Source organism: Synechococcus sp. 1G10 (assembly GCF_002252625.1).
GTDB lineage: Bacteria > Cyanobacteriota > Cyanobacteriia > PCC-6307 > Cyanobiaceae > Regnicoccus_A.
This window is the reverse complement of sequence record NZ_NQKW01000004.1, coordinates 172500-187923: the sequence shown is the minus strand read 5'-3', so window position 1 is coordinate 187923 and position 15424 is coordinate 172500. Positions and strand designations below refer to the sequence as shown.

Here is a 15424-nt window from a genome sequence, read left to right as displayed (position 1 = left end):
TGCCGTGCCTTTGGCTGTCCACAAGGCAGCCCGCAGTGTCAGGCGTGTTCCAGCCTGCTCAGCATATCCACTTTTTCACCAGTTCCTGCAGGTCCCCGCATGAGCAGCGCGATTCAGGTTGCCAAGACCGTCACTTACCTGCCCGATCTGGTCGAGGTGCAGCGGGCGAGTTTCAAGTGGTTCCTGGAGAAGGGCCTGATCGAGGAGCTCGATAGCTTCTCCCCGATCACCGACTACACCGGCAAGCTGGAGCTCCATTTCGTCGGAACGGAGTACCGCCTCAAGCGTCCTCGTCACGATGTGGAAGAAGCGAAGCGGCGCGATGCCACCTTCGCTTCACAGATGTATGTCACCTGCCGGTTGGTCAACAAGGAGACCGGTGAGATCAAAGAGCAGGAAGTCTTCATCGGCGAATTGCCGCTGATGACTGAGCGCGGCACTTTCATCATCAATGGTGCCGAGCGGGTGATCGTCAATCAGATCGTGCGCAGTCCAGGGGTCTATTTCAAAGATGAACAGGATAAGAACGGCCGCAAAACCTTCAATGCCAGCCTTATCCCCAACAGGGGCGCCTGGCTGAAGTTCGAAACCGATAAAAACGATCTGCTGCACGTTCGCGTCGACAAGACTCGCAAGATCAATGCCCATGTGTTGATGAGGGCCATCGGGCTTTCAGACAACGATGTGCTCGACAAGTTGCGGCACCCGGAGTACTACCGCAAGTCTATTGAAGCGGCTAACGACGAAGGCATCTCTTCGGAAGATCAGGCACTGCTGGAGCTTTACAAGAAGCTGCGTCCAGGTGAGCCGCCTTCGGTGAGCGGTGGTCAGCAGCTGCTGCACAGCCGATTTTTCGATCCCAAGCGCTACGACCTGGGTCGCGTGGGTCGCTACAAGATCAACAAGAAACTTCGGCTCACCATCCCCGATGCCGTTCGCACCCTCACGGCTGAGGATGTGCTTTCCACGATCGATTACTTGATCAATCTCGAGCTCGATGTGGGCGGGGCCTCCCTCGACGATATCGATCACCTCGGCAATCGCCGTGTGCGCTCCGTCGGAGAATTGCTGCAGAACCAGGTGCGGGTCGGCCTCAACCGGCTGGAGCGGATCATCAAGGAGCGCATGACGGTCGGTGAAACCGAGTCGCTCACTCCCGCACAGCTGGTCAACCCCAAGCCATTGGTGGCGGCGATCAAGGAGTTTTTCGGCTCCAGCCAACTCAGCCAGTTCATGGATCAGACCAACCCCCTGGCGGAACTGACCCACAAGCGGCGGATCAGTGCCCTCGGTCCAGGCGGTCTCACCCGAGAGCGGGCCGGCTTTGCTGTGCGCGACATCCATCCTTCCCACTACGGCCGCATCTGCCCGATCGAGACTCCTGAAGGGCCTAATGCAGGTCTGATCGGCTCGCTGGCCACCCACGCCCGCGTCAACGAATACGGCTTTATCGAAACTCCTTTCTGGAAGGTGGAGAACGGTTTCGTCCACAAGCAGGGCAATCCGATCTATCTCTCTGCCGACCTCGAAGACGAATGCCGCGTCGCCCCAGGTGATGTGGCGACCAATGCTGACGGCCGGATCCTTGCTGAATTGATCCCCGTCCGTTACCGGCAGGACTTCGAGAAAGTGCCGCCCGAGCAGGTGGATTATGTGCAGCTGTCACCGGTTCAGGTGATCTCGGTGGCCACGTCGCTGATTCCCTTTCTCGAGCACGACGACGCCAACCGGGCTCTGATGGGCTCGAACATGCAGCGTCAGGCCGTTCCCCTGCTGCGGCCCGAGCGGCCCTTGGTGGGCACTGGTCTGGAAACCCAGGTCGCCCGCGACTCGGGCATGGTGCCGATCACCCGGGTCAATGGGACCGTCACCTTCGTGGATGCCACGGCAATTGTCATCCGTGATGATCAAGGCACTGATCACATCCACCATCTGCAGAAGTACCAACGTTCCAATCAGGACACTTGCCTGAACCAGCGGCCGATCGTCAGCCAGGGCGACTCTGTCATCGCGGGTCAGGTGCTGGCCAATGGTTCCGCCTGCGAGGGCGGCGAGATCGCTCTCGGTCAGAACGTGCTGATCGCCTATATGCCCTGGGAGGGTTACAACTACGAGGACGCGATCCTCGTGAGTGAGCGGCTCGTTCAGGACGACCTCTATACCTCGGTGCACATCGAGAAGTATGAGATCGAGGCCCGCCAGACCAAGCTTGGTCCGGAGGAGATCACCCGAGAGATCCCCAACGTGGCTGAGGAGAGCCTGGGCAACCTCGATGAGATGGGCATCATCAGGATCGGCGCCTACGTTGAATCCGGTGACATCCTGGTCGGTAAGGTCACTCCAAAGGGTGAATCGGATCAACCACCGGAAGAGAAGCTGTTGCGGGCGATCTTCGGTGAGAAGGCCCGTGATGTGCGCGACAACTCCCTGAGGGTTCCAAGCACCGAGCGCGGCCGGGTTGTGGACGTGCGCATCTACACCCGTGAGCAGGGTGATGAGCTTCCGCCGGGGGCCAACATGGTGGTGCGGGTCTACGTGGCCCAGAGGCGCAAGATCCAGGTGGGTGACAAGATGGCCGGCCGCCACGGCAACAAGGGCATCATCAGCCGCATCCTCCCCCGTGAGGACATGCCCTACCTGCCGGATGGCTCCCCGATCGACATCGTGCTCAATCCCCTGGGGGTTCCCTCCAGGATGAATGTGGGCCAGGTGTTCGAGTGCCTGATGGGCTGGGCCGCATCTCACCTGGGCTGCCGCGTCAAGGTGGTGCCGTTCGATGAGATGCACGGCAACGAAACCTCCAAGAACACCGTGCAGAAGTACTTGGAGGAGGCTGCCAGCGAGCCAGGTAAGGAATGGGTCTATGACCCTGAGAATCCCGGCAAGATTCAGCTGATCGACGGCCGCACCGGCGAACCCTTCGATCAGCCGGTCACCGTGGGATACGCCCACATTCTCAAGCTCGTTCACCTTGTCGACGACAAGATCCACGCCCGCTCCACCGGTCCCTATTCCCTGGTCACCCAGCAGCCGCTGGGCGGTAAGGCGCAACAGGGCGGCCAGCGGCTCGGGGAAATGGAGGTCTGGGCTCTGGAGGCCTACGGGGCCGCCTACACACTGCAGGAGCTGCTCACCGTCAAGTCCGACGACATGCAGGGCCGCAACGAGGCTCTCAACGCCATCGTCAAGGGCAAGCCGATTCCCCGCCCCGGCACACCGGAGTCCTTCAAGGTGCTGATGCGCGAATTGCAGTCGCTCGGTCTGGATATCGCTGTCTACACCGATGAAGGCATCGAGGTTGATCTGATGCAGGACGTCAATCCCCGTCGGAGCACTCCCAACCGGCCCACCTATGAATCCCTCGGCGTCGCGGATTACGACGACGATTGAATCCACGCTCTGAGCCTCACCGTTTCATTCGACGTCCGCGTGCCCTTCGGCCATGACCAACAGCAACTCCCGCACCGAGAACCACTTCGACTACGTCAAGATCACTCTGGCTTCGCCCGAGCGGATCATGCAGTGGGGGCAGCGCACCCTGCCCAATGGTCAGGTGGTCGGTGAGGTCACCAAGCCCGAAACGATCAACTACCGCACCCTCAAGCCCGAGATGGACGGGCTCTTCTGCGAGAAGATCTTCGGCCCTTCCAAGGACTGGGAATGCCACTGCGGCAAGTACAAACGGGTGCGTCACCGCGGCATCGTCTGTGAGCGCTGCGGCGTTGAGGTCACCGAAAGCCGGGTCCGTCGTCACCGCATGGGCTTCATCAAGCTGGCGGCTCCCGTTTCCCACGTCTGGTACCTGAAGGGAATCCCCAGCTATGTGGCGATCCTGCTTGACATGCCCCTTAGGGATGTTGAGCAGATTGTTTACTTCAACTGCTATGTGGTGCTCGAGCCGGGCGATCACAAGGATCTCACCTACAAGCAACTTCTCACTGAAGACGAGTGGCTGGAGATTGAAGATCAGATCTACGCCGAAGATTCAGAGATTGAGAATGAGCCTGAGGTCGGCATCGGTGCAGAGGCTCTCAAGCGTCTGCTCGAGGATCTCAACCTCACCGAGATTGCTGAACAGCTGCGCGAGGACATTGCCGGCAGTAAAGGGCAGAAGCGGGCGAAGCTGATCAAGCGCCTGCGCGTGATCGATAACTTCATCGCCACCGATGCCCGCCCGGATTGGATGGTGCTCGATGCCATCCCGGTCATCCCTCCCGATCTGCGCCCGATGGTGCAGCTTGATGGCGGCCGCTTCGCCACCAGTGATCTCAACGATCTCTACCGTCGCGTGATCAACCGCAACAACCGCCTGGCGCGGTTGCAGGAGATTCTTGCTCCGGAGATCATTGTCCGCAACGAGAAGCGGATGCTGCAGGAGGCAGTTGATGCACTGATCGACAACGGCCGCCGCGGCCGCACCGTGGTGGGTGCGAACAATCGTCCGCTCAAGTCACTCAGCGACATCATCGAAGGAAAGCAGGGCCGCTTCCGCCAGAACCTGCTTGGCAAGCGGGTCGACTACTCCGGTCGATCAGTGATCGTGGTGGGTCCCAAGCTCAAGATGCACCAGTGCGGTCTGCCCAAGGAAATGGCGATCGAGCTGTTCCAGCCGTTTGTGATTCACCGCCTGATCCGCCAGAACATTGTCAACAACATCAAGGCCGCCAAGAAGCTGATTCAGCGTGCCGACGATGAGGTGATGCAGGTCCTGCAGGAAGTGATCGAAGGACATCCGATCATGCTCAACCGAGCGCCAACCCTGCACCGGCTCGGTATCCAGGCTTTTGAGCCGAAGCTGGTGGACGGCCGCGCCATTCAGCTCCACCCACTGGTCTGTCCGGCCTTCAACGCCGACTTTGACGGCGACCAGATGGCTGTGCACGTGCCCCTTGCCATTGAGGCCCAGACCGAGGCACGCATGTTGATGCTCGCGAGCAACAACATCCTCTCGCCTGCCACTGGCGAGCCGATCATCACCCCGTCCCAGGACATGGTGCTGGGGATCTACTACCTCACAGCGGTGGATCGCAACGAGAACAAGCCCAGCTTCGGCGACCGCAGTCGTACCTTCGCTGGCCTCAACGACGTGATCAACGCCTTTGAGGAAAGGCACCTTGAACTGCATCAGTGGGTCTGGGTTCGTTTCAGTGGCGAGGTTGATGATGATGATGAGGGTGAGGCTCCCGTGCACGAGGAGACCCTCAGCGATGGCACTCGTATTGAGCAGTGGAAGTACCGCCGCGATCGATTCGATGAGGACGGTGCCCTGATCACCCGTTATCTGCTCACCACTGTGGGTCGGGTTGTGATGAATCGAACGATCATTGACGCGGTGGCTGCCACCTGAACTGACCTGCTTCAGCACTTCGTCGACATCACCTGGTGAACCAGGTCTTTTCTCCGGTCTTTCTTGCTCGCTTCCATGACCATCACTCCTTCCAAGCCCAATTCCCAGGATCGCCGCGCTCCCCTGAGCAAGGAACCGCCACGCTTCCGAAATCGGGAAATCGACAAGAAGGCCCTGCGCAACCTCGTGGCCTGGGCTTACAAGCACCACGGCACGGCTGCGACGGCCTCGATGGCCGACGATCTCAAGGACCTGGGCTTCCACTACGCCACCCAGGCAGCGGTCTCCATCTCTGTTGAAGACCTTCGCATTCCCTTTGAGAAGGCCCGCCTGCTGGAGGAAGCGGAGCAGCAGATCACCGATACCGAGGAGCGCTACCGACTGGGGGAAATCACCGAGGTTGAGCGGCACACCAAGGTGATCGACACCTGGACCGAAACCAATGAGCGGTTGGTTGAGGAAGTCAAGAAGAACTTCAACGAGAACGATCCTCTCAACTCGGTCTGGATGATGGCCAACTCAGGCGCCAGGGGCAATATGTCCCAGGTGCGTCAGTTGGTTGGCATGCGCGGTCTGATGGCCAACCCTCAGGGGGAGATCATCGACTTGCCGATCCGCACCAATTTCCGTGAGGGACTCACGGTCACGGAATACGTGATCTCCTCTTATGGCGCCCGTAAGGGTCTGGTGGATACGGCCCTGCGTACCGCCGACTCGGGCTATCTCACCCGCCGCCTGGTGGATGTGGCCCAGGATGTGATCGTGCGGGAGGACGACTGCGGCACGACCCGCGGAATTCCCATTCATGCCGATGAGAAGGGTCGATTTTTTGCCAAGCTCGTGGGCCGGCTGGCGGGTGAGCCCGTCCTCGGCTCAGATGGCTCCGTGCTGGTGGATCGCGACGGCCAGATCGACCATGAGCTCTCCCGGTTGATCGAAGCCGCTGGCGTCAAGACCGTTGTCGTGCGCTCGCCCCTCACCTGCGAGGCCGCTCGATCGGTCTGCCGTAAGTGCTACGGCTGGGCACTGGCCCACAACGAGCTGGTGGATCTGGGCGAAGCGGTGGGCATCATCGCCGCCCAGTCGATCGGAGAGCCCGGCACCCAGCTGACGATGCGCACCTTCCACACCGGTGGTGTGTCCACGGCCGAAACCGGCGTGGTGCGCTCCTTGGTGGCAGGAACAGTCGAATTCGGTTCCAAGGCCCGGGTGCGTGACCACCGCACCTCCCACGGGGTTGAAGCCCATCTCTCCGAAACCGATTTCACCCTTTCGGTGAAACCGAGCGGCAAGGGCAGGATCCAGCGTCTTGACGTCACAGCCGGTTCAGTGCTGTTCGTCGCCGATGGTGATGAGGTGCCCTCCGACATGGTGCTGGCCCAGATCTCGGCTGGCGTCGCGGTGCACAAGAGCGTCGAAAAGGCCACCAAAGATGTGATCTGCGATCTGGCGGGTCAGGTGCGCTACGAAGACGTGATTCAGCCCCGCGAGTCGACCGACCGCCAGGGCAACATCACCCTCAAGGCCCAGCGCCTCGGACGGCTCTGGGTGCTGGCGGGTGACGTCTATAACCTTCCCCCCAATGCCCAGCCCGTGGTCAAGGGCAACACTGCCGTCACCACTGGTGAGGTGCTGGCGGAAAGCCGCCTGGTGAGTGAGCACGGAGGTTCGGTGCGCCTGCGCGATTCCACCGGCGATTCCCGCGAAGTTCAGATCGTCACCGCCAGCCTCACCCTCAAGGACTGCAAGCTGGTGGGTGAATCCACCCATTCTGGTGAGATCTGGCACCTGGAGGGCAAGGACAACATCCGTTACCTGCTCAAGACCCAACCGGGCAGCAAGATCGGCAGTGGTGAGGTGATCGCCGAGCTGGCCGATGACCGCTTCCGCACTCAGACCGGCGGCCTGATCAAGTACGCCCCCGGCCTCTCGATCAAAAAAGCCCGCTCTGCCAAGAATGGTTATGAGGTGTCCAAGGGTGGCACGGTTCTCTGGATTCCCCAGGAAACCCACGAGATCAACAAGGACATCTCCTTGCTGATGATTGAAGACGGCCAGTGGATCGAGGCTGGCACCGAAGTGGTCAAGGACATCTTCAGCCAGACGGCCGGGATCGTTACCGTGACCCAGAAGAACGACATCCTGCGCGAAATCATCGTGCGATCGGGAACGCTGCATCTGGTCAGCGATGCCAAGATCCATGCCCGCTACAGCGACGAGGGTCGTCTGCACAATCCCGGCGAAGAGATTGCCCCCGGCCTCGTTCCTGAGTCGATGGTCTTCGTCGAGTCCGTCGACACTCCCGAGGGTGGTGCGCTTCTGTTGCGGCCGGTTGAGGAATACCCCATTCCCGATCATGCTCACCTGCCTGAGCTGGGCAGCGTCAAGCAGAACGGCGGGCCCTCCCTGGGGCTCAAGGCCACCCAGCGCCTCACCTTCAAGGACGGCGAACTGATCAAGTCGGTGGACGGAGTCGAGCTGCTGCGCACCCAGCTGATCCTCGACACCTTCGATACCACTCCCCAGATGACGGTGGATGTGGAGGCTGTTCCCGACAAGCGGGCCAAGACGATCGAGCGACTGCAATTGGTGATTCTCGAAACCCTGCTGGTCCGCCGCGACACCCTCTCCGATGCCAGCCATGGCTCCACCCACACCGAGCTGCAGGTGGAGGACGGCAGCAGCGTCAAGAGCGGCGATGTGGTCGCCACCACCCAGATCCTCTGCAAGGAAGACGGTGTGGTGCAACTGCCTGATCCGGTGGAAGGGGAGCCGGTACGCCGTCTGATCGTCGAGCGTGAGGGCGACACCCGCGACCTCGATATCGGCAGCGCTGAATTGTCCGTGATTGTGGGCCAGCGTCTGGTGGATGGCGAGTTACTTGCCAGCGGCATTGAGGCTCCCTGCTGCGGTCAGGTGGAGGCCATCGCCGGGAGCCTGATCACCATCCGTCTGGGCCGTCCTTACATGGTCTCGCCTGACTCGGTGCTGCACGTCCGCGACGGTGAGCTTGTTCAGCGGGGGGATGCCCTGGCGCTGCTGGTCTTCGAGCGCCAGAAGACCGGAGACATCGTCCAGGGTCTGCCCAGGATCGAAGAGCTGCTGGAAGCACGGCGACCGCGGGAATCCGCGGTGCTGTGCCGCAAACCCGGCACCGTCACCATCAAGCAGGGCGAAGACGACGACTCGATCACTGTCTCTGTGATCGAGCACGACGATGTCAGCACCGACTATCCGATCCTGCTCGGGCGCAATGTGATGGTGAACGACGGCCAGCAGGTGACGGCCGGTGAAATGCTCACCGATGGTCCGATCAATCCCCACGAGCTGCTGGAGTGCTATTTCGAGGACCTCAGAAGCCGCAAGCCCTCGATGGAGGCAGCCCAGGAGGCGATCTCCAAGCTGCAGTTCCGCATGGTGCAGGAAGTGCAGAACGTCTACAAATCCCAGGGGGTCACCATCGATGACAAGCACATCGAGGTGATCGTGCGGCAGATGACCAGCAAGGTACGCATCGAGGATGCCGGTGACACCACCCTGCTCCCCGGTGAGCTGATCGAGCTGCGTCAGGTGGAGCAGGTGAACCAGGCGATGGCCATCACCGGTGGCGCCCCCGCCGAGTTCACACCGGTTCTGTTGGGTATCACCAAGGCCTCGCTCAACACCGACAGCTTCATCTCCGCCGCCAGCTTCCAGGAGACCACCCGGGTGCTCACGGAAGCGGCGATCGAAGGCAAGAGCGACTGGTTGCGCGGTCTCAAGGAGAACGTGATCATCGGCCGCCTCATCCCTGCCGGCACCGGATTCGGTGGCTTCGAGGAGGAACTGCGCGCTGAAGCCGGTCCCCACCCCGACATCCTCGACGAGGAGGCCGGCAGTTACCGCCGTGTCGCCAACCTCCGTCCGGACTACACCGTGGAGATGCCTGCTGCGGCACCTGTCACCAAGGCGGTGCTGGAGGACCCTTCAGAGGACGAGCTCGACGCGGTCCGCAGCAAGCGGGGCATCGAAGCCGCTGCCAGCTCTTTTGCGGCCTTTGCCCGGCCGGCTCAGGAGGAAGGTTTGGAGGAAGAGCTCATCCCTGATCCCGCGGCCCTTGAGGGTCTGCAGGAAGAGGGTCTACTCACGGAGGATTGAACCTCTTGCTGAAACCCACGCTTGTTCCGAAGCGGCGACTGCCCCGCTTCGGCTTCCACACCCACACCGAACGGCTCAATGGCCGTCTGGCCATGCTCGGATTCATCGCCCTGGTGGCGGTGGAGCGCTGGCTTGGCCATGGCCTGCTGATCTGGTCGTGATCGCCTGGGCCCCCTCGTCCCAGCCCGTGCCCCTGCTGGGAATGGGCCTGGGCGAACTGGAGGCCTGGGCCATCAGTCAGGGGCAGCCCGCGTTTCGTGGACGCCAGCTACATGACTGGATCTACGCCAAGGGTGCCCGGAGCCTGTCCGAGATCAGTGCGCTGCCCAAGGCCTGGCGCGAGACTCTGGCGGCTGGGGCCGACCCTGCTGGCGCCGATCTGCTCGGCCGCTCCAGAGAACTCCAGCGCCGTACGGCCCAGGACGGCACCACCAAGCTGCTGCTGGGGACTGCCGATGGTCTCAGCCTGGAAACGGTGGGCATTCCCTCCCGCGATCGCCTCACGGTCTGTGTCTCGAGTCAGGTGGGCTGTCCGATGGCCTGTCGCTTCTGTGCCACCGGCAAGGGCGGACTGCAGCGCTCCCTGGCGGTGCACGAGATCGTCGATCAGGTGTTGTGTGTGCGCGAGGTGATGGAGCGCCGCCCCAGCCACGTGGTGTTCATGGGCATGGGCGAACCTCTGCTCACGATTGATTCGGTGTTGGGGGCCATTCACTGCCTCTGCACCGACCTTGGTATGGCTCAGCGCCAGATCACGGTGAGCACGGTGGGGGTGCCCAGCACGTTGCCAACCCTGGCCGAGCTTGCCCTGGAGCGGCTTGGCCGGGCCCAGTTCACCTTGGCGGTGAGTCTGCATGCCCCGGATCAGGACCTACGGGAGCAGCTGATTCCCACAGCTCATGCTTACCCCCTGGAGGATCTGCTCGACGACTGCCGCCGCTACGTGGAGATCACGGGCCGGCGAGTGAGCTTCGAGTACATCCTGCTGGGGGGGCTCAACGACCATCCCCGCCAGGCGGCGGCCCTGGCGTCGCTGTTGCGTGGGTTCCAGAGCCACGTGAACCTGATCGCCTACAACCCGATCGAGGAGGAAGACTTTCAGCGTCCCAGCCCCGAGCGGGTGGAGGCCTTCCGGCGGGCGCTGCTGGAGCGGCATGTGGCCGTGAGCGTGCGAGCCAGCCGCGGCCTGGATGAGGATGCCGCCTGCGGGCAACTGCGCCGCCGAGCCGTGGCCGCGGCCTGATCGGTGGGGAGCTTGCTCATGTCGGATCCCGCTGCGGGTCGAAGGCGCCTTTGGCGCCGCTGCCGTTCCAGGGCGTGAGCCGCGTCATCAACAGAAAGGCCGGCAGGGAAGCGGCGGCGGTGAACAGGAAGAAGCTCGGCCAGCCCACCCGCTCCGCCGCCAACCCGGCGGGCGCCGCCAGCACCGAGCGGCTCATCGCATAGACGCCTGAGAGCAGGGCGTATTGAGTGGCGGAGAAGCGGGGATTGCAGAGGCTCATCAGCAGAGCTACGAACACCGCGCCCACCATGCCGCCGGAGAGGTTCTCGAGGCTCACGGCCGTGATCAGACCTGCCAGACCGCTGCCGAAGCTGGCCAGAGCCCAGTAGCTGAGGTTGCCGATTGCTCCCGCGGCGGCGAACAGCCAGAGCGAGCGGTTCATCCCCAGGCGACTGAACAGCCATCCGCCCAGCACCGTGCCGGCGATGGTGGCGCCGATCGCCCAGCCACCCTGCACCAGGCCGATGTCGGCCGCGCTGAACCCCTTGGCGGTGAGGAAGGGGATGGCCATGGCACTGAGCAGTCCGTCGGGCCAGCGGTAGAGCAGCACCAGCAGCAGCAGCTGCCAGGCCCGGTTCGGGCCGCTGCGGCGCAGAAATTCCCGTGCTGGGCCCAACACCGCCTGCCGCAGGCTGGTGACCGGGTGCTGGATCGGGGGCAGCCTTGGCGCCGCGAGCGTGAACGGCACCACCGCCGCCATCAGCGCTGCCGCGCCGAGAAAGGCCACCGGCCAGCCGAACCGCCCCGCCAGGAGGAAGCCGCCGGCTCCGATCGCCAGCATGGCGCTGCGGTAGCCGAGCGAGGCCGCCGCAGCCCCCGGACCGCGCTCCAGCTCGGGCAGGAGGTCGGTGCGGTAAGCGTCCACGGCGATGTCCTGGGTGGCGCTGCAGATCGCCAGCACCAGGGCCATCAGCCCGATCGCGGCAAGACTGGCCGGATCAAGGCTTGGGCGCAGCAGGGCCATGCTGCCGATCACGACCACCAGGATGAGCTGCAGCAGCAGCAGCCAGCCGCGGCGGCGATCCGGCCAGGGGATCGGCCAGCGGTCGAGCAGCGGCGCCCAGAACAGTTTCAAGGTGTAGGGCAGCTCCGCCAGCGGGATCAGCCCGATCAGAGCCAGCGGTACCTGGCTGGCGCTCAGCCAGCCCTGAAGCAGCCGGCTGCCAACCATGTAAGGGGTGCCGCTGGCCACCCCCTGGGCGGCGACGGCCATCAGCCGCTGCCAGGTGGGACCTGCGGCCGGTGAGGTGGATCCAGGACTGGAATCAGACGGCACGGCGGCGGCACGGTTGGCCGAACCCTACGGAGCTGCCCACCGGGGTCAAGCCGGCAGGCTGCGTCCTGCCATCAGAATGACCCGGAAATGTGGTTCCGCTGTGTCGTTCTTCCGCTCCGTCCTGCTGCCGTTGGTGATCGTGGCCCTGTTTGCCCTGGCGCTGTTCGCGGTGAGTGCCAGGATCTGGTTGCCGGGTGACATGGCCGCCCCCGCTCCGATCGGCTGAGGGCCATGACCGACCAAGCCAATCCTGATCCCGGCGTTTCCCCGCCCCCCTACTCCTACGGCCCAGCTGAACTGGCCTTCGACCCGGAAATGCTGGCAGGCGAACTGGCCCAGGAGCTGCTGGGTGACCCGCTCGAAGACCTTGATGCGCTCGAGCCCGCCGAGTCGGATATTGCCGCGGAGTGCGACCAGGGGCTGGAGTGGCTCAACGGCGGCCATGACCAGCGCATGCAGGGGCTGCGCATCTTCTGTGAACACCGCGATCCCCGGGCGATTCCGCTGTTGCTCCCCCTGCTGGAGGCCACCTGTCCAATCCTGCGCATGAGCGCGGTCTATGCCCTGGGCCGCAATCCCGATCCCCGTGCCGTGGCGCCGCTGCTGGCCTTGCTGCAGGACGACAGCAATGGCTATGTGCGCAAGGCGGTGGCCTGGAGCCTGGGCAACTACCCCGAGTCGCCCGTGCTCAACCCCCTGATCCGCTCCCTCCAGACCGACATCGCCGCGGTGAGACTGTGGGCGGCGGGGTCGCTGGCGGATGTAGGAGGCACAGGGGCGGCCAAGGCCGATCAGGCCGCCGCCCAGTTGCTGGTGAGCCTGCGCATCGATTCCGAGCCCGTGGTGCGCAGCAACAGCGCCTGGTCGCTCGGACGTCTCTTCGATCATCTGGTGGATCCACGCCAGGCGGAACTGGTGGAAACGCTGGTGGCGGTGATGCTTCAGGACGGTGATTCCACGGTGCGGGATGAGGCCCGGGTCGCGTTGGAGCAGTTGGAGCGTCCGGCGGTGCTGGAGCGGCTGCAGACCCTCGTGGAGGACGGCTTGATCAACTGATTCGGCCCCCGTCAGCAGCAGAGGAACCTGGTTAAAGTTTTGCCACTTGAGTGAGCCTGGATGGCCCAGACCACCATTCGCTTCCGTATTCGCCCCGACGGGCGAGTCGAAGAGCTTGTGGAAGGTATCCAGGGTGCAGCCTGCCAACAGCTCACCGAGCGGATCGAGCATCAACTCGGTTCGTTGCAGCAGCGCCGCTCCACCTCCGAGGCCTATCAGGCCGCACCTGAGGCCGTGACCACCTCCTTGAACGTGCACCAGCGCTCCACCTGAGTTTCACCCGTTTCTTTGGTCGCTCCGATGTCCCACTTCAGCATCGTCAAAACAGAACTTCGCGATCGTGCGGCCCTGCTCGAGGCTCTGCGTGATCTCGGACATGAACCCGAGCTGGGGGAACGTCCAGTGCGCGGATACCGCGGCCAGACCGTGCTCGCCGATCTTGCGCTCACCCGTGACGATGGCTGCGATATCGGCTTCCGCTGGAATGCCGAATCCGGCAGCTATGAGCTCGTCACCGATCTGGAGATCTGGAAGCAGCCGATCCCGGTGGAGCGGTTCCTCTCCCAGATCACCCAGCGCTATGCCCTGCACAAGGTGCTGGCGGCCTCGGCTCAGGAGGGCTTCCAGGTGAGCGAGCAGACCTCCAGCCTCGACGGTTCGATCGAACTGGTGGTGACCCGCTGGGATGGCTGAGGCCAGCTGCCCTGCCATGTCCGCCCACTCTCAGATCCAGCGCGAGGTGGATCCATCTCTGGCTTTTGCGGCACCAGCCCGCTCCCGGGAGCAACCCAGTGGCCATGAGCCACTGCTAGGTGGGAGTCTGCGACAGCAGGCTGTCTGGGTTGATGAGGCCGTCTGCATCGGCTGTCGTTACTGCGCCCACGTGGCCGGCAACACTTTTCTGGTGGAGCCGTTGTGGGGGCGCTCCCGGGCGATCCGTCAGGACGGAGACAGCACCGAAACCATTCAGGAGGCGATCGACACCTGTCCTGTTGATTGCATCCACTGGGTGTCCTACGAAGATGTACCCCAGTTGGAAGAACGGTTGCGCTCGCAGGAGCTGCTGCCGATGGGCTACCCCAGCCAATCCCGTGTCCAGCGCACCTTGCCGCGCCCATGACGGAGGCGGTGCCGACCCGTCGTTTCGGGCGGACGGAACTGTCCATGCCTGTGCTGTCTCTGGGGGGGATGCGCTATCAGCAGAGCTGGAGCGACCTTCCGGCCGGTGAGATCACTGCCGAGAGCCAGGCCAACCTGCGGGCCACTCTCGAGAAGGCCGTGGCAGCAGGGTTTCACCACATCGAAACCGCCCGCCATTACGGAACTTCTGAGCGGCAACTGGGTGATCTGCTGCGGGAAGTGCCCGATCCCCAGCGCATCCTGCAGACCAAGGTGCCGCCCCACGAGGACCCCGCCCAGTTCGAAGCTGAGCTGGAGCTGAGCTTTGAGCGGCTACGCATCGAGCGCCTTGATCTGCTCGGCATCCATGGCCTCAACCTGCCCGAGCATCTGGAGCAGACCCTGAGACCGGGCGGCTGCCTGGACGTGGTGCGGCGTTGGCAGGAGCAGGGCCGTATCGGCCATGTGGGCTTCTCCACCCACGCTCCTCTGCCGCTGATCCTGGAAGCGATCGCCAGCGATGCTTTCGATTACATCAATCTGCACTGGTACTACATCCGCCAGGACAACCGCCCGGCCCTTGAGGCTGCCCGCCACCACGACATGGGTGTCTTCGTGATCAGCCCCACCGACAAGGGTGGCCATCTGCACAGCCCCTCCGAGCGGATCCGCGAGCTGTGCGCACCACTTCACCCGATCGAATTCAACGACCTGTTCTGCCTGCGGGAGGAGGCGATCCATACGATCAGCGTTGGTGCCACCGGACCGGCTGATCTCGACCTGCACCTGCAGGCAGCGGCGCGGTTGCCAGAGGCCGAGCGCTGGTTGGCCCCGGTGCAGGAGCGGCTGGAGCGCGCCCGGCAGGAGGCCCTCGGCGCCCAATGGCTCGAGAGCTGGAACGACGGCCTGCCCACCTGGGAGGCCACCCCCGGAGGTCTCAATCTGCCCGTACTGCTCTGGCTGCACAACCTGCTGGCGGCCTGGGAGCTGGAGGGATTTGCCCGTGCCCGCTACGGCCTGCTGGGCCAGGGGGGGCACTGGTTTCCCGGCGCCAATGCCGATGCCCTTGACCAGGAGGTGAGCGAAGCTGACCTCCTGGCGGTGCTGGGTGCAAGCCCCTGGGCCCAGCGGATTCCGGCGCTGCTGCGCGGGTTGCGCGAGCGCCTGGGTGGTGCGAGCGTCCGCCGGCTGATGGCCGACGACTGAT

Annotated in this window: 12 protein-coding genes; 11 read left to right on the top strand and 1 reads right to left on the bottom strand. The window is 63.4% G+C overall.

Annotated features, from left to right (window positions below; translation table 11 throughout):
- The first annotated feature begins 99 nt into the window (after positions 1–99).
- The 5 genes from rpoB to rlmN all read left to right on the top strand — a co-directional run bounded on the left by rpoB (position 100) and on the right by rlmN (position 10727).
- The gene (rpoB, locus tag CJZ82_RS05555) at positions 100–3390 is read left to right on the top strand and encodes a DNA-directed RNA polymerase subunit beta (protein WP_094554795.1); all 3291 of its coding nucleotides are present in this window, start codon (positions 100–102) and stop codon (positions 3388–3390) included.
- 52 nt (positions 3391–3442) lie between these two features.
- Positions 3443–5347, top strand: a complete 1905-nt coding sequence (locus CJZ82_RS05550; RefSeq protein WP_094554794.1) for a DNA-directed RNA polymerase subunit gamma — start codon at positions 3443–3445, stop codon at positions 5345–5347.
- A 75-nt stretch (positions 5348–5422) separates the two neighbouring features.
- Positions 5423–9484: a DNA-directed RNA polymerase subunit beta' gene (locus tag CJZ82_RS05545; protein WP_094554793.1), complete on the top strand. Its 4062-nt coding sequence runs from the start codon at positions 5423–5425 to the stop codon at positions 9482–9484.
- 5 nt (positions 9485–9489) lie between these two features.
- Positions 9490–9645, top strand: coding sequence for a high light inducible protein (locus tag CJZ82_RS05540; RefSeq protein ID WP_094554792.1), 156 nt, complete (start codon positions 9490–9492; stop codon positions 9643–9645).
- A gap of 41 nt (positions 9646–9686) precedes the next feature.
- Entirely contained in the window at positions 9687–10727 is a 1041-nt protein-coding gene (gene rlmN / locus CJZ82_RS05535) for a 23S rRNA (adenine(2503)-C(2))-methyltransferase RlmN (protein WP_233130070.1), read from the top strand.
- A gap of 16 nt (positions 10728–10743) precedes the next feature.
- Here the strand turns inward: rlmN and CJZ82_RS05530 are convergent, their stop codons facing one another.
- Entirely contained in the window at positions 10744–12042 is a 1299-nt protein-coding gene (locus CJZ82_RS05530; protein WP_233130065.1) for an MFS transporter, read from the bottom strand.
- A 76-nt stretch (positions 12043–12118) separates the two neighbouring features.
- Between CJZ82_RS05530 and CJZ82_RS18250 the strand changes: the two genes are divergently transcribed.
- From CJZ82_RS18250 to CJZ82_RS05500, 6 genes are read left to right on the top strand one after another with little or no spacing between them, the layout of a single operon-like run.
- On the top strand, positions 12119–12268 hold the full coding sequence (locus CJZ82_RS18250; RefSeq protein WP_158218490.1) for a hypothetical protein: 150 nt from the start codon (positions 12119–12121) through the stop codon (positions 12266–12268).
- 5 nt (positions 12269–12273) lie between these two features.
- Positions 12274–13098 carry a HEAT repeat domain-containing protein gene (locus CJZ82_RS05520; protein WP_094554788.1) on the top strand — a complete coding sequence of 275 codons (825 nt, stop codon included), beginning with the start codon at positions 12274–12276 and terminating at the stop codon, positions 13096–13098.
- A gap of 60 nt (positions 13099–13158) precedes the next feature.
- Entirely contained in the window at positions 13159–13371 is a 213-nt protein-coding gene (locus CJZ82_RS05515; protein ID WP_094554787.1) for a DUF2997 domain-containing protein, read from the top strand.
- 27 nt (positions 13372–13398) lie between these two features.
- A complete protein-coding gene (locus CJZ82_RS05510; protein ID WP_094554786.1) occupies positions 13399–13791 on the top strand; it encodes a DUF1257 domain-containing protein in 393 nt (130 codons plus the stop codon).
- 16 nt (positions 13792–13807) lie between these two features.
- A complete protein-coding gene (locus tag CJZ82_RS05505; RefSeq protein WP_094554833.1) occupies positions 13808–14218 on the top strand; it encodes a ferredoxin in 411 nt (136 codons plus the stop codon).
- Positions 14215–15423, top strand: a complete 1209-nt coding sequence (locus tag CJZ82_RS05500; protein WP_094554785.1) for an aldo/keto reductase — start codon at positions 14215–14217, stop codon at positions 15421–15423. The genes CJZ82_RS05505 and CJZ82_RS05500 overlap by 4 nt, the downstream gene beginning before the upstream one ends.
- Position 15424: the final 1 nt, after the last annotated feature.

What these genes read in the sequence shown, in the direction of transcription:
- rpoB (WP_094554795.1), top strand. Translation starts at nt 100, where the DNA reads ATGAGCAGCGCGATTCAGGTTGCCAAGACCGTCACTTACCTGCCCGAT.
- CJZ82_RS05550 (WP_094554794.1), top strand. Translation starts at nt 3,443, where the DNA reads ATGACCAACAGCAACTCCCGCACCGAGAACCACTTCGACTACGTCAAG.
- CJZ82_RS05545 (WP_094554793.1), top strand. Translation starts at nt 5,423, where the DNA reads ATGACCATCACTCCTTCCAAGCCCAATTCCCAGGATCGCCGCGCTCCC.
- rlmN (WP_233130070.1), top strand. Translation starts at nt 9,687, where the DNA reads ATGGGCCTGGGCGAACTGGAGGCCTGGGCCATCAGTCAGGGGCAGCCC.
- CJZ82_RS18250 (WP_158218490.1), top strand. Translation starts at nt 12,119, where the DNA reads ATGACCCGGAAATGTGGTTCCGCTGTGTCGTTCTTCCGCTCCGTCCTG.
- CJZ82_RS05520 (WP_094554788.1), top strand. Translation starts at nt 12,274, where the DNA reads ATGACCGACCAAGCCAATCCTGATCCCGGCGTTTCCCCGCCCCCCTAC.
- CJZ82_RS05515 (WP_094554787.1), top strand. Translation starts at nt 13,159, where the DNA reads ATGGCCCAGACCACCATTCGCTTCCGTATTCGCCCCGACGGGCGAGTC.
- CJZ82_RS05510 (WP_094554786.1), top strand. Translation starts at nt 13,399, where the DNA reads ATGTCCCACTTCAGCATCGTCAAAACAGAACTTCGCGATCGTGCGGCC.
- CJZ82_RS05505 (WP_094554833.1), top strand. Translation starts at nt 13,808, where the DNA reads ATGTCCGCCCACTCTCAGATCCAGCGCGAGGTGGATCCATCTCTGGCT.
- CJZ82_RS05500 (WP_094554785.1), top strand. Translation starts at nt 14,215, where the DNA reads ATGACGGAGGCGGTGCCGACCCGTCGTTTCGGGCGGACGGAACTGTCC.